General features: G+C 69.3%; 25 protein-coding genes and 1 tRNA gene. 4 read left to right on the plus strand and 22 right to left on the minus strand.

Features of this window, described 5'->3' with window-relative positions:
- Window positions 1-5: 5 nt before the first annotated feature.
- From WYO_RS07220 to WYO_RS31480, 18 genes are all read right to left on the minus strand, one after another.
- Entirely contained in the window at window positions 6-1,679 is a 1,674-nt protein-coding gene (locus WYO_RS07220; RefSeq protein WP_007560730.1) for a ribonuclease J, read from the minus strand.
- Window positions 1,680-1,695: 16 nt separating this feature from the next.
- Window positions 1,696-2,499 carry a biotin--[acetyl-CoA-carboxylase] ligase gene (locus WYO_RS07225; RefSeq protein ID WP_007560731.1) on the minus strand — a complete coding sequence of 268 codons (804 nt, stop codon included), beginning with the start codon at window positions 2,497-2,499 and terminating at the stop codon, window positions 1,696-1,698.
- A gap of 49 nt (window positions 2,500-2,548) precedes the next feature.
- Window positions 2,549-3,994 (minus strand): NADH-quinone oxidoreductase subunit NuoN, encoded by a 1,446-nt coding sequence (gene nuoN / locus WYO_RS07230; RefSeq protein ID WP_007560733.1) that lies wholly within the window; start codon window positions 3,992-3,994, stop codon window positions 2,549-2,551.
- A gap of 10 nt (window positions 3,995-4,004) precedes the next feature.
- Window positions 4,005-5,525 (minus strand): NADH-quinone oxidoreductase subunit M, encoded by a 1,521-nt coding sequence (locus tag WYO_RS07235; RefSeq protein WP_007560736.1) that lies wholly within the window; start codon window positions 5,523-5,525, stop codon window positions 4,005-4,007.
- Between the two features lies 1 nt (window position 5,526).
- Entirely contained in the window at window positions 5,527-7,650 is a 2,124-nt protein-coding gene (gene nuoL, locus WYO_RS07240) for an NADH-quinone oxidoreductase subunit L (RefSeq protein WP_007560738.1), read from the minus strand.
- A 98-nt stretch (window positions 7,651-7,748) separates the two neighbouring features.
- The gene (gene nuoK, locus WYO_RS07245; protein ID WP_007560740.1) at window positions 7,749-8,054 is read right to left on the minus strand and encodes an NADH-quinone oxidoreductase subunit NuoK; all 306 of its coding nucleotides are present in this window, start codon (window positions 8,052-8,054) and stop codon (window positions 7,749-7,751) included.
- A gap of 22 nt (window positions 8,055-8,076) precedes the next feature.
- On the minus strand, window positions 8,077-8,697 hold the full coding sequence (locus tag WYO_RS07250; protein WP_007560743.1) for an NADH-quinone oxidoreductase subunit J: 621 nt from the start codon (window positions 8,695-8,697) through the stop codon (window positions 8,077-8,079).
- A gap of 120 nt (window positions 8,698-8,817) precedes the next feature.
- Window positions 8,818-9,306: an NADH-quinone oxidoreductase subunit NuoI gene (gene nuoI / locus WYO_RS07255; protein WP_007560744.1), complete on the minus strand. Its 489-nt coding sequence runs from the start codon at window positions 9,304-9,306 to the stop codon at window positions 8,818-8,820.
- 29 nt (window positions 9,307-9,335) lie between these two features.
- Entirely contained in the window at window positions 9,336-10,358 is a 1,023-nt protein-coding gene (gene nuoH, locus WYO_RS07260) for an NADH-quinone oxidoreductase subunit NuoH (protein ID WP_007560745.1), read from the minus strand.
- A gap of 10 nt (window positions 10,359-10,368) precedes the next feature.
- A complete protein-coding gene (gene nuoG, locus WYO_RS07265; protein ID WP_007560746.1) occupies window positions 10,369-12,450 on the minus strand; it encodes an NADH-quinone oxidoreductase subunit NuoG in 2,082 nt (693 codons plus the stop codon).
- A gap of 10 nt (window positions 12,451-12,460) precedes the next feature.
- Complete coding sequence (locus tag WYO_RS07270; protein WP_007560747.1) at window positions 12,461-12,691, minus strand: hypothetical protein; 231 nt, start codon at window positions 12,689-12,691, stop codon at window positions 12,461-12,463.
- Between the two features lie 4 nt (window positions 12,692-12,695).
- Entirely contained in the window at window positions 12,696-13,997 is a 1,302-nt protein-coding gene (gene nuoF, locus WYO_RS07275; RefSeq protein ID WP_007560748.1) for an NADH-quinone oxidoreductase subunit NuoF, read from the minus strand.
- 12 nt (window positions 13,998-14,009) lie between these two features.
- Window positions 14,010-14,141 carry a hypothetical protein gene (locus WYO_RS32360; protein WP_007560749.1) on the minus strand — a complete coding sequence of 44 codons (132 nt, stop codon included), beginning with the start codon at window positions 14,139-14,141 and terminating at the stop codon, window positions 14,010-14,012.
- A 5-nt stretch (window positions 14,142-14,146) separates the two neighbouring features.
- Entirely contained in the window at window positions 14,147-15,508 is a 1,362-nt protein-coding gene (gene nuoE, locus WYO_RS07280; RefSeq protein WP_007560750.1) for an NADH-quinone oxidoreductase subunit NuoE, read from the minus strand.
- Between the two features lie 12 nt (window positions 15,509-15,520).
- Window positions 15,521-16,711, minus strand: coding sequence for an NADH-quinone oxidoreductase subunit D (locus WYO_RS07285; RefSeq protein WP_007560751.1), 1,191 nt, complete (start codon window positions 16,709-16,711; stop codon window positions 15,521-15,523).
- Window positions 16,712-16,727: 16 nt separating this feature from the next.
- Window positions 16,728-17,375, minus strand: a complete 648-nt coding sequence (locus WYO_RS07290) for an NADH-quinone oxidoreductase subunit C (protein WP_007560752.1) — start codon at window positions 17,373-17,375, stop codon at window positions 16,728-16,730.
- A 9-nt stretch (window positions 17,376-17,384) separates the two neighbouring features.
- The gene (locus tag WYO_RS07295; RefSeq protein ID WP_007560753.1) at window positions 17,385-17,984 is read right to left on the minus strand and encodes an NADH-quinone oxidoreductase subunit B; all 600 of its coding nucleotides are present in this window, start codon (window positions 17,982-17,984) and stop codon (window positions 17,385-17,387) included.
- Between the two features lie 41 nt (window positions 17,985-18,025).
- Window positions 18,026-18,391, minus strand: coding sequence for an NADH-quinone oxidoreductase subunit A (locus tag WYO_RS31480; RefSeq protein WP_007560754.1), 366 nt, complete (start codon window positions 18,389-18,391; stop codon window positions 18,026-18,028).
- A gap of 342 nt (window positions 18,392-18,733) precedes the next feature.
- Here WYO_RS31480 and WYO_RS07305 point away from each other — a divergent pair.
- Window positions 18,734-18,810: transfer RNA gene (locus WYO_RS07305), tRNA-Asp, on the plus strand.
- Between the two features lie 287 nt (window positions 18,811-19,097).
- Here WYO_RS07305 and WYO_RS07310 read toward each other — a convergent pair.
- Entirely contained in the window at window positions 19,098-20,006 is a 909-nt protein-coding gene (locus WYO_RS07310; RefSeq protein ID WP_007560755.1) for an EamA family transporter, read from the minus strand.
- Window positions 20,007-20,055: 49 nt separating this feature from the next.
- Window positions 20,056-20,352 (minus strand): DUF1127 domain-containing protein, encoded by a 297-nt coding sequence (locus WYO_RS07315; protein ID WP_007560756.1) that lies wholly within the window; start codon window positions 20,350-20,352, stop codon window positions 20,056-20,058.
- A 113-nt stretch (window positions 20,353-20,465) separates the two neighbouring features.
- Here WYO_RS07315 and WYO_RS07320 point away from each other — a divergent pair, with 113 nt between their 5' ends.
- Both WYO_RS07320 and rnhA read left to right on the plus strand, forming a co-directional pair.
- Window positions 20,466-21,857: a PLP-dependent aminotransferase family protein gene (locus tag WYO_RS07320; RefSeq protein WP_007560757.1), complete on the plus strand. Its 1,392-nt coding sequence runs from the start codon at window positions 20,466-20,468 to the stop codon at window positions 21,855-21,857.
- Between the two features lie 464 nt (window positions 21,858-22,321).
- Window positions 22,322-22,990 (plus strand): ribonuclease HI, encoded by a 669-nt coding sequence (gene rnhA, locus WYO_RS07325; protein WP_007560759.1) that lies wholly within the window; start codon window positions 22,322-22,324, stop codon window positions 22,988-22,990.
- Window positions 22,991-23,029: 39 nt separating this feature from the next.
- Here the strand turns inward: rnhA and WYO_RS07330 are convergent, their stop codons facing one another.
- Window positions 23,030-24,367, minus strand: a complete 1,338-nt coding sequence (locus WYO_RS07330) for a sensor histidine kinase (protein ID WP_007560761.1) — start codon at window positions 24,365-24,367, stop codon at window positions 23,030-23,032.
- Entirely contained in the window at window positions 24,367-25,032 is a 666-nt protein-coding gene (locus tag WYO_RS07335; protein WP_007560763.1) for a response regulator transcription factor, read from the minus strand. The genes WYO_RS07330 and WYO_RS07335 overlap by 1 nt, the downstream gene beginning before the upstream one ends.
- 271 nt (window positions 25,033-25,303) lie before the next feature.
- Between WYO_RS07335 and WYO_RS07340 the strand changes: the two genes are divergently transcribed.
- Complete coding sequence (locus WYO_RS07340; RefSeq protein WP_007560765.1) at window positions 25,304-25,984, plus strand: hypothetical protein; 681 nt, start codon at window positions 25,304-25,306, stop codon at window positions 25,982-25,984.
- Window positions 25,985-26,013 lie beyond the last annotated feature (29 nt).

Here is a 26,013-nt window from a genome sequence, read left to right on the forward strand (position 1 = left end):
CAGTGTCACACCTCGACGACCTGTACGTGGCAGGCGGGCTTCTTGCCCCAGACCTCGTTGACGGCCGTGCGCACGGCCCGGTCGACCGTCTTCTCGACGCCCTCCGAGTCCTTGAGCTTGCCGCGCGACATCCCCGACAGGGTGCGCGAGACCGCATCGACCACCGTCTCGATCAGCGGCTCGCCGGAACGGCCGCGGTTGGGCAGGCCGATGATGTCCACCGCCGGATCGCCCAGCACGACGCCGTCCTCGTCGATGGCAATCGCCACAGAGACCAGGCCGGCTTGCATCAGCTTGCGCCGCTCCGGGATCGCCCGGTCCTTCTCGTCGATCAGGACGTTGCCGTCCTTGTACAGGCGGCCCGCCTTCACGTGATCGATGACCTCGGGCTTGCCGGGGCTGAGGCGGACGAGGCTGCCGTTGCGGGCCTTGACCACGTTCTGGACACCCTGGGCCCGGGCGAAGCGGGCATGCTCGTCGAGGTGCAGGGCCTCGCCGTGGACCGGGATCGCGGTGCCCGGCCGGGTCCACTTGTACATCTCGACCATCTCGTCCCGCCGGGGATGGCCGGAGACGTGGACCAGCTCGGTCCGGTCGGTGATGACCTCGACGCCCTGCTCGACCAGATCGTTGATGATCGAGCCGACATCGCGCTCGTTGCCGGGGATCGCCCGGGAGGAGAAGATCACCCGGTCGCCGGCGGCCAGGCTGATATCCGGATGGTCCCGGCGGGAGACCCGGGCGAGCGCCGCCCGCGGCTCGCCCTGCGAGCCGGTGAGCAGGGCCACGACCCGCTCGCGGGGCAAGTTCTTCCAGGAATCCGACCGGCGGAACTCGGGCAGGCCGTCGAGGTAGCCGCACTCGCGCGCCACGTCGATCACCCGGTCCATGGCCCGGCCGACCGCGACGACCTCGCGCCCGCAGGCGGCGGCCGCCTCGGCCACCGCGCGGATGCGGGCGACGTTCGACGCGAAGGTGGTGACCGCGACCCGGTGAGGGGAATCCGCGATCAGGGTCTTGAGGGTGGCGGCAACCTCCTTCTCGCTCGGCGAGAAGCCCTCGCGGACCACGTTGGTCGAGTCGCAGACCAGCGCCAGGATGCCCTCGTCGCCGAGCGCCGTGAACGCCTCCGGCGAGGTGATGTCGCCGGCCACCGGGGTCGGGTCGATCTTCCAGTCGCCGGTATGGACCACCAGGCCCGCGGCGGTGCGGATCGCGATGGCGTTCGACTCGGGGATCGAGTGCGAGACCGGGATGTAGTCGATCTCGAACGGGCCGACGGTGACGCGCCGGCCGGGCTTCACCTCGCGCAGCTCGACCTTCGGGGCGCCGGGCTCGGAAAGGCGGCGCGTCTCCAGCAGGTTCTTGGCGAAGCGCGTCGCGTAGACCGGCACCTTGAGGCGCGGCCACAGCTCCGAGATCGCCCCGATATGGTCCTCGTGCGCATGGGTGATGAAGATCCCCAGCAGGTCCTTCCGCTTCTCCTCGATGAAGGAGAGATCGGGGAACATCAGGTCGATCCCCGGCATCTGCTCCTCGCCGGCGAAGCCCATGCCGCAATCGACCATGATCCACTTCCGGCCCTTCTCCGGACCGAACCCGTAGAGGGCCGCATTCATCCCGATCTCGCCCACGCCGCCGAGCGGCAGGAAGACCAGCTCCTCCTGTCCCATCACCATCTGTCGTCGTCCAACGTCATGCCGCCGTCGCGGCCGTTCCGAAATGCACCTCGCCCGCCGTCACGGTATGCCGTTTTCCGTCGGGGGCGAGGATCACGAGCCGCCCCCCCTCGTCGATGGTCTCGAACACCCCCCGCAGGATGTGCTCGCCGCTGTGCACCGCGATCTCCGACCCAAGACCCGCGGCCCGCGCGAGCCAATCCTCGCGCAGGTCAGCGAAATTCCGTCCCCGGTCCCAGGCCCGTGCGCGCACGGCCATCCGGTCCGAGAGATGTTCCAGTAGCGCTTCGGCGCCGCCGGCGTAACCCGTCGCGGCCAAGCTCGCGGCCTCGAGCCCCTCCGGCGCCGCCGCGACGTTGACGCCGAAGCCGATCACCGCCGCCCTGCGGCCGCCCGGCAGCGTCTCCGCCTCGAGCAGGAGCCCGGCGAGCTTCCGGCCGTCGAGCAGCAAGTCGTTCGGCCATTTCAACCAGAGAGATCGGGCGCCGCGGCCGGTTCGGGTATCCGGCAGGGTGCCGCAGGCCGTCTCCAGCGCCTCGATCAGGGCGAGGCCCGCGACGAAGCCGAGCTCGGCGAGGTGACCCGCCGCCACCCCGGCCACCGGCCAGAGGACACTGGCGGCCAGGTTGCCCGGCAGCGACGCCCAGACGTTGCCGCGCCGACCGCGTCCGGCCTCCTGCCGATGCGTGACCACCCAGAGCGGACCGGTCTCCCCGGCCCGAGCTTGCGCCATGGCCTCCGTATTGGTCGAGCCGAGACTGTCGTGGACGTGCAGGCGGTGGCCCTGGGCTCGCGCCTCGGACCCGAGACGGTAGCTCAAGGCGTTCTTTTCTGATCGCGCCGCAGGCTCATCGGAAGCGAGGCTGGATCTAGAACAGGGACCGGGCTGCCCGGCCGGCGACGCCGACCAGCGGTCCGGGGAGCAGGAAGAACAGCACCACCACGACGCTCGAGAGAGCCAGCACCACGCGCAGGCCCGGGGCCATCGCCTCGTAGGGCTCCTTCGGCTCGTCGAAATACATGATCTTGACCAGCCGCAGGTAGTAGTAGGCGCCGACCACGCTGGTCACCACGCCGATCACCGCCAGCGTCACGAGGCCGGCCTTGATGGCGGCGGCGAAGACGTAGAACTTGGCGAAGAACCCGGCAAGCGGCGGGATGCCGGCCAGCGAGAACATCATCGCGGCGAGGCAGAAGGCCAGCCAGGGATGGGTGCGCGACAGGCCCGACAGGTCGTCGATCGACTCGAACATCACCTCCCGGCGCCGCAGCGACAGGATGATCGCGAAGGTGCCCAGCGTCATGGCCAGGTAGATGATCATGTAGGTGACGAGCCCGCTGATCCCCTCCTCGGAGCCGCAGGCGAGCCCGATCAGCGCGTAGCCGATATTGGCGATCGACGAGTAGGCCATCAGGCGCTTGATCGAGCGCTGGCCGATGGCCGCGAACGAGCCGAGCGCCATCGAGACCACGGCGACGAAGATGAAGATCTGCTGCCAGATCGCCGTCACGTCCGGCATGGCGCCGATGAAGACCCGCACCGTCATGGCGACGGCGGCCATCTTGGGCGCGGTGGCGAAGAAGGCGGTCACCGGGGTCGGCGAGCCCTCGTAGACGTCAGGCGTCCACATGTGGAACGGCACGGCCGCCATCTTGAAGCAGACGCCCGCGGCCAGGAACACGATGCCCAGCACGATGCCGAGCCCGGCCGTCTCGTTGAGCGCCGAGACGATCCCGGGGAACGAGACCGTGCCGGTGAAGCCGTAGACCAGCGAGGCGCCGTAGAGCAGCATCCCGGAGGAGAGCGCGCCGAGCACGAAGTACTTCAGGCCGGCCTCGGTGGAGCGGGCGTCGTCCCGGTGGAACGCCGCGATCACGTAGGCGGCCAGCGATTGCAGCTCGAGGCCGAGATAGAGCGCGATCAGGTCGTTGGCCGAGACCATCACCATCATGCCGATGGTGCAGAGCACGATCAGCACCGGGAACTCGAACCGGTCGATATGCTCGCGCTTGAAGAAGTCGTGCGCCAGCAGGATCGTCGCCGCGGAGCCGAGCAGCACCAGCGACTTCATCACCTTGGAGAAGGCGTCCGAGACGAAGGCCCCCGACAGGGTGGTCACCCGGCCGGCGGTCGGCTGCGACAGCACCACGAACAGGGCGAACAGCAGCAGGACCAGGGCTCCGATGCTGACGCTCTCGGCGGAGCGGTCGCCGCGCCAGGCGCCGTAGAGGATCAGGAGCAGCACCCCGACGCCGAGGATCAGCTCGGGCAGGAGCGGGGCCAGCGAGGGCAGGACGGAGTGGACGGTGGGCATCTGTTCCGTCTCAGCGAGCGAGCGGCAGCGCGGCGGCCGCGGTCTGGGTGTTGGCGAGGGCGGCCTTCATGCCGGCCATCAGCGCGTCGGTCGAGGGCGCGAAGACGTCGAGCACCGGGGCCGGATGCACGCCGTAATAGATCGTCAGGACGACCAGCGGCGCCAGGATGATCTTCTCCCGCGTGTCGAGGTCGAGGATGCCCTGCAGGTTCGGCTTCTCCAGCTTGCCGTAGATCACCCTCGCGTAGAGCCACAGGGCGTAGGCCGCGGACAGGATGATGCCGAAGGTCGAGAAGAAAGCGACGTTCGGGTTGGCCTTGAAGGCGCCGAGCATCGACAGGAACTCGCCGACGAAGCCGGAGGTGCCGGGCAGGCCGACATTGGCCATGGTGAAAACCATCATGGCCACCGCGTAGAGCGGCATCCGCTTCACGAGCCCGCCATAGGCGGCGATCTCGCGGGTGTGCATCCGGTCGTAGACCACGCCGACGCAGAGGAAGAGCGCCGCCGCCACGATGCCGTGCGAGATCATCAGGAACAGCGCGCCCTGGATGCCCTGCTCGTTCAGGGTGAACAGGCCGAGCGTCACGAAGCCCATATGGGCCACCGACGAGTAGGCGATCAGCTTCTTGATGTCGGTCTGCATCAGCGCGGTGAGCGAGGTGAAGATGATCGCGATCACCGAGAGGGCGAAGACCAGGGGGGCGAAGTCGTGGCTCGCCACCGGCAGCATCGGCAGCGAGATCCGGATGAAGCCGTAGCCGCCCATCTTCAGCAGGATGCCCGCCAGGATCACCGAGCCGGCCGTGGGCGCCTCGACGTGGGCGTCGGGCAGCCAGGTATGGACCGGCCACATCGGCATCTTCACCGCGAAGGAAGCGAAGAAGGCCAGCCACAGCCAGGTCTGCATCCCCACCGGGAAGCGGTACTGGAGCAGGGTCGGGATGTCGGTGGTGCCGGCCTGCCAGTACATCGCCATCACGGCGAGCAGCATCAGCACGGAGCCGAGCAGGGTGTAGAGGAAGAACTTGAAGCTGGCGTAGATCCGCCGTGCCCCGCCCCAGATCCCGATGATCAGGAACATCGGGATCAGGCCGGCCTCGAAGAACAGGTAGAACAGCAGCAGGTCGAGGGAGGCGAACACGCCGATCATCGTCGTCTCGAGGACGAGGAAGGCGACGAAGTATTCCTTCACGCGGACGTGGATCGAGGTCCATGACGCGCCGATGCAGAACGGCATCAGGAAGGTGGTGAGCAGGATCAGCGGCATCGAGAAGCCGTCGACGCCCAGCTTGAACCGGATCGTCTCAGCGAGCCACGGATGGCTCTCGACCAGCTGGAAGCTCGCCGACGAGGCGTCGTAGCGGCCCCAGGCCACCAGCGAGAGCAGGAAGGTGACGATCGTGGTGGCGAGCGCCGCCCAGCGGCTGTTGCGCGCCACCGACTCGTCGTCGCCCTTGAGGGTGAGGATGAAGGCCGCCCCGCAGAGCGGGACGATCAACAGGCCGGAGAGGATGCCGAGGCCGAGCATATCAGTGAGCACCCTTGGGCAGGCCGGCCATCAGGTACCAGCTGATCAGGCCAGCGACGCCGATGAGCATGACGAAGGCGTAGTGGTAGACGTAGCCCGTCTGCAGGCGGACCACGCCGCGGGTCACGTCGACGACGCGCGCCGCGATGCCGTTGGGGCCGAGCCCGTCGATGATCTTTCCGTCGCCCTGCTTCCAGAGGAACAGGCCGAAATCCTTGGCCGGACGGACGAAGATCCGGTCGTAGAGCTCGTCGAAGTACCACTTGTTGAGTAGGAACCGGTACAGCGACGGCTGCTGCGCGGCGAGCGCCCCCGGCAGTTCCGGACGGCGGATATACATCCAGAAGGCCAGGACAAAGCCGAGGATCAGCATGATCAACGGTGCGTAGGAGACCAGCGCCGGGACCTCGTGGATCTCGTGCATGATGTGGTTCTCGGGGCCGTGCGCCAGGGCATGGCCCCAGAACGCATCCATGCCGGACCCGATGAAGCGGTCGTGGAAGATGATCCCGGCAAACAGCGCGCCGAAGGCGAGGATCGCCAGCGGGATGGTCATCACCAGGGGGCTCTCGTGGGGCGTGTGGTCCCCGTGATGGCCGTGGCCGTGATGATCGTCCGCGACGAGGTCGCTCTTGTGGGCCGGCTCGACGTCGTGGCCGTGATCGTCGTGGGCCACGCCCTCGGTATGGCCCGGAGCGCCGTCGGCCTCATGGGCCAGGGCGGCAGAAGCGGTGCCTGAATGCGCGACCGCCGGGGCGGCGTGGTGGTCATGCGCCGCGTGGACGCCCCAGCGGGCCGGACCCTCGAAGGTCATGAAGAACAGGCGCCAGGAATAGAAGGACGTGAAGAACGCCGCCACCACGGTGCACAGGAAGGCGAGCGTGTGGCCGGGCCGGGTCGAGGCGTAGGCGGCCTCGATGATGGCGTCCTTGGAATAGTAGCCGGCCGTGTAGGGGAAGCCGATCAGCGCCAGGGAGCCGATCGCCATCATGGCGCAGGTGAACGGGATGTGGGAGCGCAGGCCGCCCATGTTCCGCATGTCCTGCTCGTGGTGCATCGCGTGGATGACCGAGCCGGCCCCGAGGAACAGCAGCGCCTTGAAGAAGGCGTGGGTGAACAGGTGGAACACCCCGGCCGAGTAGGCGCCGACGCCGAGCGCCACGAACATGTAGCCGAGCTGCGAGCAGGTCGAGTAGGCGATCACCCGCTTGATGTCGTTCTGCACCAGCCCGATCGTGGCCGCGAAGAAGGCCGTGATGCCGCCGATCACCGTGACGACGATCAGCGCGTTCGGCGCCTCCTCGAACAGCGGCGACAGCCGGGCGACCATGAACACGCCGGCGGTCACCATGGTGGCGGCGTGGATCAGCGCGGAGACCGGGGTCGGGCCCTCCATGGCGTCCGGCAGCCAGGTGTGCAGCAGGAACTGCGCCGACTTGCCCATGGCGCCCATGAACAGCAGCAGGCAGGCCAGCGTCAGCGCGTTCCAGTCATGGCCGAGCAGGTGGAAGCTCAGGGTCTTGATCGCGTCGACCTTGGCGAAGATCGCGTCGAACGCCACCGAGCCGGTCAGCACGAAGACCAGGAAGATACCGAGCGAGAAGCCGAAATCGCCGACCCGGTTGACGATGAACGCCTTCATGGCGGCGGCGTTGGCCGAGGGCTTCTCGTACCAGAAGCCGATCAGCAGGTAGGAGGCGAGACCGACGCCTTCCCAGCCGAAGAACATCTGCACGAGGTTGTCGGCCGTCACCAGCATCAGCATGGCGAAGGTGAACAGCGACAGGTAGGCGAAGAACCGCGGCCGGTGCGGATCCTCGTGCATGTAGCCGACGGAGTAGAGGTGGACGAGGGTCGAGACCGTGGTGACGACCACGAGCATCACCCGGGTCAGCGCGTCGACCTTGAAGGCCCAGTCGACCGTGAGGTCGCCGGCCGAGAACCAGGACGCGACCTGCACACGTTCGGCGTGGCCGCCCTCGAGGAACACGCCCCAGGCGATCAGGGCCGTGAAGGCGAGGAACGCCGTGGTGATGTACTCGCAGGCCCGGGCCCCGATATACCGACCGAACAGGCCGGCGATCAAGAAGCCGATGAGCGGGAAGAAGACGATCGCGTGATACATCGCTCTCTTGCAGTCCGTCCTCCGGGCCGACCGCGGGGCGGCGGCATCCGGATTGTCACTCGGGGCCCGTCAACTCAGGGCGCGCGAAAAAGGGCGCCCTAGCCCTTCATCATGCTCACGTCCTCGACCGCGATGGAGCCGCGGTTGCGGAAGAAGACCACGAGGATGGCGAGGCCGATGGCCGATTCGGCGGCCGCGACGGTCAGCACGAACAGGGCGAAGACCTGTCCGGTGATGTCGTTCAGCTGCGTCGAGAAGGCGACCAGGTTGATGTTGACCGCGAGCAGGATCAGCTCGATCGACATCAGGATGACGATGACGTTCTTGCGGTTGATGAAGATCCCGAGCACGCCCAGCGTGAACAGGATCGCCGCGACGGTGAGGTAGTGGCTCAGGCCGATCATCGTTCGAAACCTCCGGCGGGCATCAGACCTCGACACCCTGGCGGGAGGGCACCTTGCGGGTCTCCACCGCCATGCTCTGGGTGCGGGCGTTCTGGACCGAGATGTTCTGGCGCTTGACGCCCGGGCGGTCGCGCAGGGTCAGCACGATCGCGCCGATCATCGCCACCAGCAGGATCAGGCCCGCTAGCTGGAAGAAGTAGGCGTATTCCGTGTAGATCACCCGGCCGAGGGCCTGGGCGTTGGTGACGTTCTCGGCCGCCGCGACGTTGCCGAGCGGCGCCTGCACCAGGCCCGGATCGATCGTCCAGGAGCCGACCACCAGGAGCAGCTCGACCAGGAAGATCGCGCCGATCAGGCCGCCGATCGGCAAGTATTGCTGGAAGCCCTGGCGCAGCTCGGCGAAGTCCACGTCGAGCATCATCACGACGAACAGGAACAACACCGCGACCGCGCCGACATAGACGACGACGAGGATCATCGCCAGGAACTCGGCGCCCATCAGGACGAACAGCCCGGCGGCGTTCACGAAGGCGAGAATCAGGAACAGCACCGAGGCGACGGGATTGCGCGAGGCGATCACCATGAAGCCCGACGCGACCGTGACGCTCGCGAACAGATAGAAGAAGGCGGCTGCTGCGGTCATGCGCTCGTCGGGATCGGCCGCCGAAGCGGCCCCTTCTGCCTTGCGTGGAAACGGGCCGCAGCGGGCGGCCCGTCTATAGAACCCGGTCGGCGGGGGCACAACAGCGCCCCCGTCATGGCCTCACCGGTAAGGCGCATCCATCGCGATGTTGCGCGCGATCTCGCGCTCCCAGCGATCGCCGTTCAGGAGGAGCTTCTGCTTGTCGTAGAGCAGCTCCTCACGGGTCTCGACCGAGAACTCGAAGTTCGGCCCCTCGACGATGGCGTCCACCGGGCAGGCCTCCTGGCACATGCCGCAATAGATGCATTTCACCATGTCGATGTCGTAGCGCGTCGTCCGGCGCGTGCCGTCGTTGCGGCGCGGGCCGGCCTCGATGGTGATGGCCTGGGCCGGGCAGATCGCCTCGCAGAGCTTGCACGCGATGCACCGCTCCTCGCCGTTGGGATAGCGGCGCAGGGCGTGTTCGCCCCGGAAGCGCGGGCCGCGATGGCCCATCTCGAAGGGATAGTTGATCGTCGCCTTCGGCTTGAAGAAGTAGCGCATGCCGAGGATCATCCCCGATACGAACTCCTTCAGCAGCAGGCTCTTTGCGACCTGATCGAGCTTCATGGCCCGGATCTCCGATTCGGCGGGTGGGCTCAGGCGCCCGGCGCGAGGCCGGTCAGCTTGAGCACGAAGGCGACGACGACGACCGAGACCAGCGAGATCGGCAGGAAGACCTTCCAGCCGAGACGCATGAGCTGATCGTAGCGGTAGCGCGGCACGATGGATTTCACCATCGCGAACAGGAAGAACAGGAAGCTGGCCTTCAGGATGAACCAGATCACGCCCGGCACCCAGGTGAACGGCGCGAACGGGATCGGCGACAGCCAGCCGCCCAGGAACAGCACGGTGCCCAGGGCGCACATGCTCATGATGGCGACGTACTCGCCCAGCATGAACAGCAGGTAGGGCGTCGAGGAATACTCGACCATGTAACCGGCCACCAGCTCCGACTCCGCCTCCGGCAGGTCGAAGGGCGGGCGGTTCGTCTCGGCGAGCGCCGAGATGAAGAACACCACGAACATCGGGAACAGCCACAGCCAGTACCAGCCGAACAGGCCGAGGCTGGTGTCCTGCGCCATCACGATGCGCGAGAGGTTCAGCGAGCCGGCGCAGAGCAGCACGCAGATGATCACGAAGCCGAGCGAGACCTCGTAGGAGATCATCTGGGCCGCCGAGCGCAGGGCGCCCAGGAAGGCGTATTTCGAGTTCGACGCCCAGCCGCCCATAATGACGCCGTAGACGCCCAGGCTGGAGATGGCGAAGATATAGGTGATGCCGACATTGATGTCGGCGATCGCCCAGCCGTCGGCGAGGGGGATCACCGCCCAGCTTGACAGGGCCAGCATCGCGAAGACCAGCGGCGCCAGCAGATAGATCGCCTTGTTGGCGCCCGCCGGAATCACCGGCTCCTTCAGGACGAACTTCAGAAGGTCGGCGAACGACTGGAACAGGCCGAACGGCCCGACCACGTTGGGGCCGCGCCGGAGCTGCACCGCCGCCCAGATCTTGCGGTCGGCGAGCAGCGCGTAGGCGATGAAGACGAGCAGCGCTGCCAGCAGCACGAAGCTCTTCAGCACGATCAGGAGCACGGTCCCGAGGATTTCGAGCGGCGTCATCGTCGGATCCCTACTCTGCCGCCGCGAGCGGCTGTGCCTCGGCGGCGCGCTCGCGGGCGAGGCGCGAGCACTCGGCCAGCACCCGCGAGGCGCGGGCGATCGGGTTGGTGAGGTAGAAGTCGGTGACCGGCGAGGCGAAGGCGGGGCCGCCCGTCGCGCCGCCGAGGCCGGCGAGCCGGTCCACGGCCGCTGCGACGTCGCCGGTCTCCACGGTTCCGACCGCCGCGAGATGCGGGTGCGCGGCGTAAAGCGCCCGGCGCAGCGCGGTGAGCGAATCGAACGGCAGGCGGTGGCCCAGCACGTCCGACAGGGCGCGCAGGATCGCCCAATCCTCGCGGGCATCCCCCGGCGGGAAGCCAGCGCGGTTGCCCATCTGGACCCGGCCCTCGGTGTTCACCCAGGTGGCGGACTTCTCGGTATAGGCCGCGCCGGGCAGGATCACGTCCGCCCGGGAGGCGCCGCGGTCGCCATGGGTGCCCTGGTAGATCACGAAGGCGCCCGGGGCGACGTCGCGCTCGTCGGCACCGAGATTGAACAGGACATCGACGCCGCCGGCCTCCAGCATGGCCGGGAAGCCAAGTCCGCCCTCCCCGGGCACGAAGCCGAGATCGAGGGCCCCGACCCGGGCGGCGGCGGTGTGCAGCACGCCGAAGCCGTTCCACTCCGGCGTCACCGCGCCGATTTCCTTGGCGAGGGCCGCGGCCGCCGCCAGGATACCGGGCTCGACATTGGCGCCGACGATGACCAGCGGCGCCTTCGCCTCCTTGAGCACGTCCAGGAAGCTGTGCTCGCCGCGGGCGAGGCCCGCGAGCGATTCGGGGCCGGCGCCGATGTAGTGACTGGGATAGGTCAGATCGACCGGCTCGCCGATCACCCCGACCGCGAGCGGCGCCATGCGCCAGCGCTTGCGGATGCGGACGTTGAGGAGCGAGGCCTCGGTGCGCGGGTTCGCGCCGACGATCAGGATCGCGTCCGCGGTCTCGATGCCCGGGATGGTCGGGTTGAACAGGTACGAGGCACGGCCCAGCGCCGGATCGAGCCCGGGCTCGGCCTGGCGGCAATCGAGATTGGGGGTGCCGAGCGCGCGCATCAGCTCGCGCAGGGCGAAGATCTCCTCGACGCCCGCGAGGTCGCCGACCACGGCGCCGATGCGCTTCGGATCAGCGCCCTTCACCTTGGCGGCGATGGCCTGGAACGCCTCGCCCCAGGAGGCCGGCCGCAGCCGTCCGTTCTCGCGCAGGTACGGCCGGTCGAGGCGCTGCATCCGCAGCCCGTCGACATGGTAGCGGGTCTTGTCCGAGATCCACTCCTCGTTGATCTCCTCGCTGACCCGCGGCTCGATCTGCATCACCTCGCGGCCGCGGGTGTCGACGCGGATCGACGAGCCGACCGCGTCCATCACGTCGACTGATTCGGTCTTGTTCAGCTCCCAGGGCCGGACGTTGTAGCTCTGCGGCCGGTGCACCAGGGCGCCCACCGGGCAGAGGTCGGCGACGTTGCCCTGGAGCTCCGAGGCCATCGACTGCTCTAGATAGCTGGTGATCTCCATGTCCTCGCCGCGGCCGATGGCGCCGAGGTCGGGCACGCCCGCTACCTCCGCCAGGAAGCGCACGCAGCGGGTGCAGTGGATGCAGCGGTTCATCGCGGTCCGCACCAGCGGGCCGATATGCTTCTCCTCGACCGCGCGCTTGTTCTCCTGGTAGCGGGTCGAATCGACCCCGTAGGCCATCGCCTGATCCTGCAGGTCGCAATGGCCGCCCTGGTCGCAGATCGGGCAGTCGAGCGGGTGGTTGATGAGGAGGAACTCCATCACCCCTTCCCGGGCCTTCTTGGTCAGGCCGGACCGGGTGAGGACCTCCGGCGGCTCGCCGTTCGGGCCGGGCCGGCAATCCTTCACCGCGTAGGCGCAGCTCGCCACGGGCTTGGGCGCGCCCTTCAGCTCCACCAGGCACATCCGGCAATTGCCGGCGATCGACAGGCGCTCGTGGAAGCAGAAGCGCGGGATCTCGGCCCCCGCGGCCTCGCAGGCCTGGAGCAGCGTGTATTCGGCCGGAACCTCGACCTCGGTGCCGTCGACGAGGATTTTTGTCATCGGTGCCATCTCAGTGCGGGGCGTCGGCGAGATCGAGGCGTCGCTCGATCCGTTCGAGGCGCGCCTCGACCCGGTCGATGCGCCGATTGACGCCGGCGATCGACAAATCGACTTTTGCGACGTGCTCTTCCACGGCGGTCATGCGTGTCTTCAGCTCGCGGACATCGTCCGCCAGCCGATCCACCTTCTCGTCGATCCGACGCAGGTAGACGAGCAGCAGGTTGTCGGGCTGGTCCACCATCCCGTCACTCCGCGGCCATCGGGATCGGGTCGGAATGCGGGTTGGCCGTGTAGCGGTCGATCCGCTTCTCGATCTCGGGACGGAAGTGCTTGATCAGGCCCTGGATCGGCCAGGCCGCCGCGTCGCCGAGCGCGCAGATCGTGTGACCCTCGATCTGCTTGGTGACCTCGAACAGCATGTCGATCTCGCGCTTCTGCGCGCGACCCTCGGTCATCCGCTGCATCACCCGCCACATCCAGCCGGTGCCTTCCCGGCAGGGCGTGCACTGGCCGCAGGATTCGTGCTTGTAGAAGTACGAGATCCGGGTGATCGCCGCGACGATGTCGGTGGACCGGTCGAGCACGATCACCGCCGCGGTGCCCAGGCCCGAGCCGAGGTTGCGCAGGGTGTCGAAATCCATCTTGGCGTCGATGATCTGCTCGGCCGGCACCAGCGGCACCGACGAGCCGCCTGGGATCGAGCAGAGCAGGTTGTCCCAGCCGCCGCGCATGCCGCCGCAATGCCGGTCCACCAGCTCGCGGAAGGTGATGCCGAGTTCCGCCTCGACGTTGCACGGCTTGTTGACGTGCCCCGAGACGCAGAACAGCTTGGTGCCGGTGTTGTTCTTGCCGCCGAGCCCGGCGAACCAGGCGCCGCCCCGGCGCAGGATCGTGCCGGCGACCGCGATCGACTCGACGTTGTTGACCGTCGTCGGGCAGCCGTAGAGGCCCATATTGGCCGGGAATGGCGGCTTGAGCCGCGGCATGCCCTTCTTGCCTTCGAGGCTCTCGATCAGCGCCGTCTCTTCGCCGCAGATATAGGCGCCCGCGCCGTGGTGGACGTAGATGTCGAAGGGATAGTCGTGCACGTTCGACTGGCCGACGAGACGGGCTTCGTAGGCCTCGTCCACGGCCTTCTGGAGCGCGTGCTTCTCGGCCACGTACTCGCCGCGGATGTAGATGTAGCAGGCATGCGCGCCCATGGCGAAGCAGGCCAGCATGCAGCCCTCGATCAGGAGATGCGGGTCGTGCCGCATGATCTCCCGGTCCTTGCAGGTGCCCGGCTCCGACTCGTCGGCGTTGACGACGAGGTAGTGCGGGCGCCCGTCCGACTTCTTGGGCATGAACGACCATTTCAGGCCGGTGGGGAAGCCCGCGCCGCCGCGGCCGCGCAGGCCCGACGCCTTCATCTCCTCGATGATCCAGTCGCGGCCCTGCTCCAGGAGGAACTTGGTCCCGTCCCAGGCCCCCCGCTGCTTGGCAGCCTCCAGGCCCGGCGAATGCAGGCCGTAGAGGTTGGTGAAGATGCGATCCTGATCCGACAGCATGTTCTTCGTTCCTCAGCTGACCGGAGCGTCGACGGTATCGAGTCGCAAAGCGCGCGATGCGCGCACGCCCGCGTCGGTGCCGCTCAGGCGCACCGGCATGGCCGTCAGCACCTCATCGATCAGCGCGTTTGTGACGGCGGACATGGCGGTCAGTTCCCGGTGCCCGACAGCGATTGAGCCTGCCCGACCCAGTTCTCCCGGTCGATGCGACCCGGGAACGCGAGGTAGGTCCCGACCCAGGTGATCTCGTCGCGGGTCCAGGCGGCGATCTGGTCGAAATGGTAGATGCCGAGGGCGTTCAGGCGCTGGCTGTTGCCCGGGCCGACGCCTTTAATCCGGGTGAGGTCGTCCGGCTTTCCGGCGCGGGCCCCGTCGAGACCCGGCGGACGGGTGCCGACCGCGTTCGCCTTCTGCTCGGGAGTCGCGTCCTTCGGCAGGGCGTCGAGCGCCCCGGCGACGCGGGCCTCCTCGGCTTCCGCCGCGACCTCGCCTTCGCTGGCCCCGGAGGCTTCCGGCTGCTGCGGGACGGTGCCGCGATCGGGCGTCTCCTGGCTGCCCTGGTCGCCGCCGGCCTGCTCGCCTTCGGAGATGGCCTTGGCGGGGGCTGCCTGCACATCCGCGTCGCCCTGGCGGGGCGCGCCCTCCTTGGCCGTGGAACGGCCGGTCTCGGCCGCGTCCGCCTGGTCCTGCTCCTTGACCGGGGTCTTGCCGTCGGCCGCGCGCTGGGCCGGGGCGTCGCTCACCGAGCGCTCGACCGGGCGACCGGCATCCGGCCGGGCGGGCTTCGGCTGGTCGGCGGCGCGCCGGTCGGTCGAGGCGGCCTCGTCGGACTTCGCCGCCGAGTCGTCCGGCTTGGCAGTCTCTTCGAAGCGTTTGCGCCAGGCGCCGACCCGAGAGCCGTCGAACAGAGCCGGGTCGGTCAGGGTATCGGGACCGCCCAGCGGCTCCGAGGCGTTACGCCCGGTCTGCGAGCCGACCTTGACCGGCCGGCCGGCCGCCAGGTCGTCCATCAGGGTGCCGAGCGATTCGGGCGTCAGGTCCTCGTAATAATCCTGGTTGATCTGCACCATCGGGGCGTTGCAGCAGGCGCCCAGGCACTCGACCTCGAGCCAGGAGAAGTTGCCGTCCGGCGAGACGTGGCCGGGGGGGCCCAGCCGCGCCTCGAGCATCTCCTTCAGGCCGCGGGCGCCGCAGGAATCGCACGGCACCGTGCCGCAGACCTGGATCCAGAAGCGGCCCACCGGCTCCAGGGCGAACATCGTGTAGAAGGTCGCCACCTCCAGCACGCGGATGTTGGGCATGCCGAGCTCGGCCGCCACCGCCTCGATGGCCGCCCGCGGCAGCCAGCCGCCGTTCTGCTCCTGCGCCTTCCAGAGCAGCGAGATCACCGCGGAGGCCTGGCGGCCCTCCGGGTACTTGGCGATCTGGGTCTTCGCCCACTCGGCGTTCTCAGGGGAGAACGCGAAGCTCTCGGGCTGCTCAGAGGCCGGCGCGAGTCTGCGGTTTGCCATCCTGCTAACGCCTTACCGATCCACTTCGCCGAACACGATGTCGAGGGTGCCCAGCACACACGACACGTCGGCCAGAAGGTGCCCCCGGCACATCCAATCCATCGCCTGAAGATGCGCGAAGCCCGGCGCGCGGATCTTGCAGCGGTACGGCTTGTTGGTCCCGTCGGACACGAGATAGACGCCGAACTCCCCCTTGGGTGCTTCCACGGCGGCGTAGACTTCGCCCTCCGGTACGTGGAACCCCTCGGTGTAGAGCTTGAAGTGGTGGATGAGCGCTTCCATCGAGCGCTTCATCTCGCGGCGCGGCGGCGGCGCGAACTTGCCGTCGATGGCGGCGATCGGGCCCTGCCCGGCCGGCTCGCGCAGCTTGGCGCAGCACTGCTTCATGATCTTGGCCGATTCCCGCATCTCTTCCATGCGGATCACCTGCCGGTCGTAGGTGTCGCCGTTCCGGCCGACCGGAATGTCGAACTCCATCTCCTCGTAGCACTCGTAGGGCTGCGCCTTGCGCAGGTCCCACGGGATGCCCGAGCCGCGCAGCATGACGCCGGAGAAGCCCCATTCCATGCACTCGTCCACCGACACGATGCCGATGTCGACGTTGCGCTGCTTGAAGATGCGGTTGGCCATGACGAGGTCGTCGAGATCCTGGACGACCTGCAGGAACGGGTCGCAGAACGCGTCGATGTCGTCGATCAGCTTGGGCGGCAGGTCCTGGTGGACGCCGCCCGGCCGGAAATAGTTGGCGTGGAGCCGCGCGCCCGAGGCGCGCTCGTAGAAGATCATCAGCTTCTCGCGCTCCTCGAAGCCCCAGAGCGGGGGCGTGAGGGCGCCGACATCCATCGCCTGCGTGGTGACGTTGAGCAGGTGCGACAGCAGCCGGCCGATCTCGCAGAACAGCACGCGGATCAGCTGCGCCCGCCGGGGCACCTCGATGCCCGCGAGCTTCTCGATCGCCAGGCAGAAGGCGTGCTCCTGGTTCATCGGCGACACGTAGTCGAGCCGGTCGAAATAGGGCGTCGCCTGCAGGTAGGTCTTGTGCTCGATCAGCTTCTCGGTGCCGCGATGCAGCAGCCCGATATGCGGATCGACCCGCTCGACCACCTCGCCGTCCAGCTCCAGCACGAGGCGCAGCACGCCGTGCGCCGCCGGGTGCTGCGGGCCGAAATTGATCGCGAAGTTGCGGATGTTGTGCTCGGTCATCGGGCGGTTCCGCTCCTCAGGCCGACTTCTTCTCGTCGCCCGGGAGCACGTAATCCGTGCCCTCCCAGGGCGAGAGGAAATCGAAGTTCCGGAATTCCTGCGTCAGCTGGACCGGCTCGTAGACGACCCGAGCCTCGTCCTGGTCGTACCGGACCTCGACGAAGCCGGTGAGCGGGAAATCCTTGCGCAGGGGATGCCCCTCGAACCCGTAATCGGTGAGCAGCCGGCGCAGGTCCGGATGCCCCGAGAACAGGATGCCGTAGAGGTCGTAGGTCTCGCGCTCGTACCAGTTGGCCGCCGGGAACACCTCGATCGCCGAGGGGACCGGCGTCACCTCGTCGGTCTGCACCTTCACCCGGATGCGCGCGTTGTGGCGCAGCGAGAGCAGGTGGTAGACCACGTCGAAGCGCTTCTCGCGCTGCGGGTAGTCCGCACCGCAGATGTCGATGAAGCTGCGGAACGCGCAGGCCGGGTCGTCGCGCAGGTAGGTCAGCGCGTAGATGATGTCGGAGGCTTGAACCACCAGGGTCAGCTCGCCGAATGCGATGGTGTGCGACACCACCGCCGGGCCGAGCGCGCCGGTGATGCGCTCGGCCATCGCCGTGAGGGCGCCCGCGCCGCTCTCCGGCTGCGTGTGCGACAGGATCGAGATGCCGTTCGTCATGGCCGTCCCTCAGCGCTCGATCGTGCCGGTCCGGCGGATCTTCTTCTGGAGAAGCAGCACGCCGTAGAGCAGCGCCTCGGCGGTGGGCGGGCAGCCGGGCACGTAGATGTCCACCGGCACCACCCGGTCGCAGCCGCGCACCACCGAATAGGAATAGTGGTAGTAGCCGCCGCCGTTGGCGCAGGAGCCCATCGAGATCACGTAGCGCGGCTCCGGCATCTGGTCGTAGACCTTGCGCAGGGCCGGGGCCATCTTGTTGGTCAGGGTGCCGGCGACGATCATCACGTCCGACTGGCGGGGCGAGCCGCGCGGCGCGAAGCCGAAGCGCTCGCAATCGTAGCGCGGCATCGACATCTGCATCATCTCGACGGCGCAGCAGGCGAGCCCGAAGGTCATCCACATCAGCGAGCCGGTGCGGGCCCAGTTGATCAGCTCGTCCGTGGTGGTGAGCAGGAAGCCGCGGTCGGCCAGCTCGTCGCTGATCGACAGGAAGGTCGGGTCGTCCGCGCCGATCGGCCGGCCGGTATTGGGATCGATGATCCCCTTGGGCTGGGGCGCGACCGCGGGGGCGCGGGACAGGCTGTGGGTCGTGTCGGTGATCAGGGCCATCGGCGACTCGGAAAACGGTGCGGGCAGGCGGCTGTTGCGAATCAATCCCACTCGAGGGCGCCCTTGCGCCACTCGTAGACGAAACCGACCGTCAACACGCCCAGGAAGACGATCATCGACCAGAAGCCGAACCAGCCAAGGTCTCCGAAGGTGATCGCCCACGGGAACAGGAACGCGACCTCGAGATCGAAGATGATGAACAGAATCGCCACGAGGTAGAACCGCACGTCGAACTTCATGCGGGCATCGTCGAAAGCATTGAAGCCGCACTCGTAGGCCGAGAGCTTCTCCGGATCCGGGCTCTTGAAGGCGACCAGGAACGGCACGACCAGCAGGGCGGTGGCGATGAACAGAGCCACGCCGATGAACACGATGAGCGGAAGGTAGTCCGCCAACAAGCCGGTCATGCCAGGGCCTCGCGAGAGCGTCTCGATCTGACGTGGGAAACCGCGGTGCGCCGCCGAACCGGATTCGCCCGTGGAATTGTTCTTATGCCAGGATGCGCGCGGCCGGAGGCTTAGTCGAGCCGCCGACCCGTGACAATGGCTTGTCGCGTCGCACAAAGTGCACGTCCTGTCTTGTGTAGGGATGTGGGCGTGCGCGGCAGCCCTGCAACACGACGCAAGCGCGCAGGCCATCCGGTCGCGTCCCGCACGAAACCGCCACGGACGCGCTTGACAGCCCCCCGCCTGGCCCATAAACCCCGCCCCGTCGCCGGGCGAAACGCCCCTCCGAGGCGACCACGCCGTGCGGGCGTAGCTCAGTTGGTTAGAGTGCCGGCCTGTCACGCCGGAGGTCGCGGGTTCGAGCCCCGTCGCCCGCGCCACTTCCACGATCCCTCGATATCAGGACCGAACCGCGCCTCCGACCACGTCGGGGGCCGTTTGACGTTTGCGCTGCGGCTTGGGGCCTGTTGGGGCATGACGGCTCGGTGTATCCGCGCCGTCGAACCCGACCCGTTTGGCCAGAGCTCCTGCGCGACCTGACACTCGCTTCTCTGTCCGCGACGCGACCCTCGCCGCGTCATCCCGGGGGCTTTCGTGGCGCGGGATGACACGGCCGCGGCACGGGCGTCCGTGCAAGTCTGCCGAACGTCACGCGCGCATGGGCGGCTCAGCTGACGGCCCGCGGTGGCGCATCGACCGCCACGCGCATCGGATCCACGGCACGCCTGCGACCGCCGCGGATGCTGAGGGCGATTCCGGCGAGGATCAGGCTTCCGCCCGCCAGGATGTCGGGGCTCAGCGGCTCGCCGAGCATCAGGTGCGTGCTCAGGATTCCGGCCACCGGCACGAGCAGCGCGAACGGCGTCACGGCCGCCGCGGGATAGCGGGTCAGGAGCCGGGTCCACAGGCCGAAAGCCAGCAGGGTCGTCGGATAGGCCTGGAAGGCGATCGACGTCACCGCCGTCCAGTCCGGATGCGCCAGAGTGGCGAGGGCGGCCGGTCCCTCGACGATCAGGGACAGGCCCAGCAGCGGCCCCGCGGTGGCGAGGCTGCCCCAGACCATCAGGGCGAGCATGTCGACCCGCCCGATCCGCTTCGCGGTGACGTTCGCGCAGGCCCAGGCCGACGCGGCCGCGACGACCAGCAGAAGCGGCCCGAGCGGTGCGCCTCCGGCTCGACCCAGGGCGATCGTCGCGGTGCCCAGGAGGGCGACCACGCCCCCGAGCACCTGGAGCCCGCGCGGCCGCTCCCGAAGGAACAGCCAGGCGAGTGCCACCGTGAACGGCACCTGGACCTGGATCAGCAGCGACGACAGGCCGGCCGGCATGCCCAGCCGGATCGCCGTGAACAGCAACCCGAACTGACCGACCCCCAGGGCCAGGCCGAACACGATCACCAGGGTGGCCGGGGCCCGGGGCGGCCGGATCACCAGCACGGCCGGTATCGCCGCGAGGGCGAAGCGCAGGGCGCAGAGCAGCAGCGGTGGGGTCGTCTCGAGGCCGATCTTGATCGCCACGAAGTTGGCGCCGAGGATCGTGACCACCAGAATCGCCGACAGCGTGTCGCGCAACGTCATCCAACGATCCTTGCCACTGTCCCCGCGATCGTCCCAGCCCCGGCCGGCCTCACCACGCGCGTGCGGCCCGCGCCCGGCGGCGGGCCTCGCGCCGGCCGATCAGCAGGTCGGTGGCGTCGCGGAAACCCGGCACCGCCGCGTCCGCGACGTCCTGCGGCGTCAGACCGATATCCTTCAGCTCCCGCTCGGACAGCGTCGAGAGCCGGTGCAGGACGCGCCGGTTCATCGCCGCGCGCGACAGCTCCGCCCGCACCTCCGCGGCGGCCTCGCTGATCGCCCCGACGACCCGGGCGATCCAGGACGGCGGGGTGCCGGTGCGGGCGGTCTCGGTGAGGCACTGGTCCATGGCGCGATCCTCCATCTCCTCAGGACGCGACGATCCTGACCGGGCCGGGCTGGCGGCGACAGGAACAGTTCGGTACGCTTTCGAAGAATTGTCCGGTCGGAAAGGCAGTACGGATGCAGGTCGCGCCCAAGCCCACCGGGACGCGCGTCGAGATCGTGGCCGGCGAGATCCGCGAGCGCATCGCGGCGCGCCACCTCGTGCCCGGGGTCCGGATCCCGTCGGTGCGGGCCTTCGCGGAATCCATGGGCGTGTCGAAATCGACCGTGGTGGAGGCCTATGACCGGCTGGCCGCGGAGGGCACCCTGGTGGCGCGGCCGGGCTCGGGCTTCTACGTCGCCGGCAAGACCCGGCCGCTCTCGCTCCAGGCGATGGGGCCGCGGCTCGACCGGATCGTCGACCCGCTGTGGATCACCCGCCAGGCGCAGCAGGCCGGCTCGGACCAGTTGAAGCCCGGGGCCGGCTGGCTGCCGGATTCCTGGATGCCCCACGAGGCGATCCGGCGGGGCCTGCGCCGGGTGGCGCGGGCGGATCTGGCCGAGATGACCAATTACGACCGGCCTCTGGGCTACGAGCCCCTGCGGATCCAGATCGCCCGCAAGATCGCCGAGAAGGGCGTCGGCGCCGAGCCGGACCAGATCGTGCTGGTCGAATCGGCCACCCAGGCCCTCGACCTGGTCTGCCGGTTCCTGCTCCAGCCGGGCGACACCGTCCTGGTGGACGATCCCTGCTACTTCAACTTCCTGGCGCTGCTGCGGGCGCACCGGGTCTCGGTCATCGGCGTGCCGTTGACCCCGGAGGGGCCGGACCTGCGGGCCCTCGGCGCCCTGCTCGAGCGGCACCGGCCGCGCTTCTACCTGACCAACGCGGCGCTCCAGAACCCGACCGGGGCGAGCCTCGCCCCGGCCATCGCGCACCGGTTGCTGAAGCTGTGCGAGTCGCACGACACCCTGATCGTCGAGGACGAGATCTTCGGCGATCTCGAGCCCGAGCCGGCGCCACGGCTCGCCGGGTTCGACGGGCTGGAGCGGGTGATCCAGATCGGCAGCTTCTCGAAAACCCTGTCGGCGGCCGCGCGCTGCGGCTGGATCGCGCTGCGGGCCGACTGGGTCGAGCCCCTGGTCGACCTGAAGCTCGCGCTCAGCCTCGGCAACGGCCACGTCACGGCGGCTTTGGTGCACAGCCTGATCACCGAGGGCTGCTATCGCCGGCACCTCGCCGAGACCAAGCGGCGGCTCGCCGGCGCCATGGTCCAGGCCTCGGCCGAACTCGGCGCCTGCGGCCTGGAGCCGTGGGCGCAACCCCGGGGCGGCTTCTTCCTGTGGATGCGCCTGCCGGATGGGCGCGACGGCGCCGAGGTGGCGCGCCGGGCGCTGGCGCAGGGCATGGTCCTGGCCCCGGGCACGGCCTTCAGCCTGTCCGACGACTGGAACGGCTACATGCGCTTCAACGTCGCCCATTGCATCGACCCGCGCATCCGGCCGATCCTGCGGGCGGCGCTGGCTTGATCGCCTCGGGACCATGGCGGCTGTGCGAGCGCAGCGAAGCGACCGGGCGGCATTCCTCGTTTGGCTGGGATACGGCGCCCTACGAGGCTGAGCGCGATCAGCTTGCGCTCAGGGAGGCTGCTTTCGACCGAGGCCAGTCGTGAAGACAGCCGTTGGCGCGTCTCGAAACCAGCCATTCGTCGGCCGTCCGGCCAATTCGGCTCGGCGTGAAGCAGCGCATCGCGTTTGAGTCTGAGTGCCGCGGGGGGAGTTCCCTTGAGGGCGGCGGATCTGCGACACTCTCGATCTCGCTGACGCGCGCGACGCCCACCCTCCCTGCGGCGTGTCATGGGCATGGCGAGGCTGCACGGTCCGCCGTGCTTCAGCGGGTCTCGCCCTGAGCCGGAGATACGATCTGTCAGCCAATTTCGGGCATCGCTGGCGGCCTCCTATCGACCACCCCCTACGGAAGGGCTGACGCCACGATGCGAACGATCGTTTATGCCGATGGCGGTTGCGACCCGAACCCCGGGCCAGGCGGTTGGGGGGTCGTCGTTGCGGCTCCGGACAATACGGTCGAGCTGTGCGGCGGAGAACCCGGCACCACGACCAACAACCGCATGGAGCTGACGGCTGCGATCAAGGGCCTCGAGCATTTCCCGGCCGGGGCCGCGATCGAGATGCGGTGCGACAGCCAGTACGTCGTCAAATCGGTGACCGAGTGGATGCGCGGTTGGAAGGCGAAAGGCTGGCGCACGACGACGGGTGACGTGAAGAATGTCGACCTCATGAAGCGCCTCGACGAACTGAACGCGGCGCGCGACGTGAAATGGACCTGGGTCCGGGGCCATGCGGGCGACCGTCTCAATGAGCGCGCCGACGCTCTCGTCCACCGGGGCCGCCGCGAAGCGAAGCTTGGCAAGCTCGAGTCGCGGAACAGTGCTGCGCCGATACCTGCCTCTGCCCCTGTCGCTGCATCGACGCCGCCGAGCCAGGGTGCCAACCTGCGCGTCGATCTCGCGCTTGGCCTTCAGGTCACGCGGGCCGCGAAGGCGGCGGGTGTCACGCCCGACGCTCTGGTCGAGGATGCGATCCGCTTCTACCTCGAGACTGGGCCGAGCGAGGTCGCACGCCTGCGATCGAGCCGAGCATAGGGGACGACGTCGATCGCGGCGAAGCCTGGTCGTCCGGCTTCACGCCGGCAGGGTCAGCTCCGCCTTCAGCCCGCCCAGCTCCGAGCGGCCGAGGGTGAGCCCGCCGCCGTAGAGCTCGGCGAGTTCGAGGGTGATCGGCAGCCCGAAGCCGTGGCCCGGCACGCCCTCGTCCAGGCGGCGGCCGCGTTCCATGACTGCAGCGGCGGCCGCGCCGTCGAGGCCTGGGCCGTTATCCTCGACCCGCACCACGATGCCGCCCGCCTCGCTGACGGCCACGACCCGGACCCGGCTGCGGCACCAGCGGCAGGCATTGTCCACGAGGTTGCCGAGCATCTCGTCGAGATCCTGCCCCTCGCAGGGCACGGATAGGGCGTCCGGCACGGCGAGGTCGATCACCACGCCCTTCTCGGCATAGAGCCGCACCAGCGCGTCGCGCAGGTCCGAGACCCGGGGCGCCAGGGGCGTGCGTCCCCGGGCCGAGCCGGACAGCGCCGCGGCGCGAGCCCGGCGCAGGTGGTGGCGGACCCGCCGGTCCATGTCGTCGACCTGGAGGCGCAGCGCCCCGTCGGGATCGCGGGCCCGATCGGCCAGGGCCATCGACAGGGTCGCGAGCGGCGTCTTGAGGGCGTGGGCCAGGTTGGCGACGTGGCCGCGGGCGCGCTCGAGGTTCTGCGCGTTCTGGTCGAGCAGGGCGTTGAGTTCGCTCACCAGCGGCTTGATCTCGGCGGGCTGCTCCTCCGGCACCCGCTCCCGGCGCCCGGCGCGCACGGCGGCGAGGTCGGCCCGCAGGCGCCGCAGCGGCGCCAGGCCGAGGCGCACCTGCAGGGCCAGCCCGGCGATCAGGCAGAGGCCGAGCACCCCGAGCGCCAGGGCCAGGCTGGTCAGGGCCTCGCGCAGGGGCCCGTACAGGGCCGCCCGCGGCGCCGCCGCGATGATCGTGGCGGGGGGCGTCCCCGGCACGTCGAGAATGCGCAGGATCAGCCGCTCCCCCCGCGGCCCGGTGCCGTCCGCCGGATGCGGGTGATCGGCCGCGTCGTCGGGGCCCGGATCGGTGACGGTGATGTGGCCGCCCCGCAGGGAGCCCGAGCCGTAGGTCTCGGCCCCGCGGCGGACCTCCCAGGCCCAGCCCGGCCCGTCCCGGTCGAAGGGCGGCGCGTCGCGGTTCTGGGACAGGAGCCCCGCCTCCAGGCCGGCCCGGAGCGCGACGATCTGGGCGTCGAGATGCCCCTCGATCTGCCCGCGGACGAAGCGGTGCAGGATCACCCCGATGGCGAGGCCGGCCACCACCAGCGCCGCCAGCACCAGCGCCAGGGCGGCCGCGAGCAGGCGGGTCCGCAGGGAGCGGCGCGGCGGGGGGCCCTTCTTCGGCGGCGGCATCAGGCCGGATCCGCGTGCAGGCGGTAGCCGTGGCCGCGCACGCTCTCGATCCGGGCCGGGGCGATCTTCCGGCGCAACCGGGTGATGATCACCTCCACGGAATTCGAATCGACATCCGCGTCGCCCTCGTAGACCCGCTCGATCAGGTGCGGGCGCGGCACCACCGCGTCGCGGTTGAGCATCAGGCAGGACAGGACCCGCCATTCGAGGCCGGTGAGCTTGAGTGGCAGGCCCTCGTGCTCGAAGGCGCCCAGCCCGGTGTCGAAGCTCAGGGGGCCGCAGGCGATCCGGCTCGCCCCGCCGCCCTGCGACCGGCGCACCAGGGCGCGCAGGCGGATCACCAGCTCCTCCACCCGCACCGGCTTGACCAGGTAATCGTCCGCCCCCGCCTTGAAGGCCGCGACCTTGTCGCTCCAGCCGTCCCGGGCGGTGAGCACCAGCACCGGCAGGGTCCGCCCGGCCGCCCGCCAGGCCCGCAGAACCGAGACGCCGTCGCCCTTGGGCAGGCCGAGGTCGAGCACCACCGCGTCGTAGCCCTCGGTCTCGCCGAGATGCTGGGCATCCTCGCCGGTGGCGGCCCGGTCGAGGACGAAGTTCTCCGCGCGCAGGACCTTGGCCAGTTCGGTGGCCAGGGCCGCGTCGTCCTCGACCAGCAGGATCTTCACGGATTCGCCCTCCCCCAAACCCGGCCCAATGCCGGAAAGCGCGCGGCGACGGGAAGTTAGGGCCGATTTCTCACGCGGCCCGTCAATCCGGCATCCCGCATCGGCACGCGCGGCCAAGTCCTTGATCGCCCGCGCGTCTCGGCGCCGATCCGGCCATAGGGAGCCGGGTTTAACCGGGGCTGAACCGGGCGGTTCAGGCCGGATTCGCGGGGGCGACTTACGAAGGCGCCACGGACCGATCGGGTCCCCAGCCTTCGGAAGGACGATTCAGATGACCGACCACACCACGATCGACGGCACCGCCCGGGAGATCCGCGAGCCCGCCCCCGCCAAGACCGCCAGAACGATCCCGGCCCGGACCTGGGTGGTGGCCGCGATCGCGGCGCCCCTGGCGCTCGGCGCCGCCGGCCTGTCCCTGGCGCAGGGGACGCCGTTCCAGCCGACCCCGGTCGATCCGGTGGCGATCCAGGCGCTCGCCTCGTCGAGCGCCACCGCGATCAAGGGTGAGGTCGCCGAGATCTACGGCAACAAGTTCGTGGTCCAGGATCCCACCGGCCGGGCACTGGTCGAGACCGGGCCCGCCGGCGAGGGCGGCACCCTGGTCGCCAAGGGCGAGGCCGTGACCGTGCAGGGCCGGTTCGAGACCGGGTTCCTGCATGCCAGCGTCCTGACCCACGGCGACGGCCGCAAGGTGGTGATCGGGCCGGCGGGCGGGCCTCCGACCGGCAGCCTCGACTGGGCCAAGGACCGGCTGGGCCTCGGGCCGAATCCGGACGTGCCGGCGCTCACCGCCGCCGTCCAGGCCGCCGGCTACGGCGACGTGCGGGTGACCGGACGCGGCCCGCGCCACCTCGACGTCGCCGCCAAGGACCGGGACGGGCGCGAGCACGCGCTCCATGTCGGCTTCGACGGCCAGGTCCGCGAGCGGCCGGTGCCGGGCGCCCGGCCCTGAGACCGGGCCGCGCCGCATTCGCCCGCCGC

The sequence above is a fragment of the Methylobacterium sp. GXF4 genome, assembly GCF_000272495.1.
In the GTDB taxonomy this organism is placed as follows: domain Bacteria; phylum Pseudomonadota; class Alphaproteobacteria; order Rhizobiales; family Beijerinckiaceae; genus Methylobacterium; species Methylobacterium brachiatum.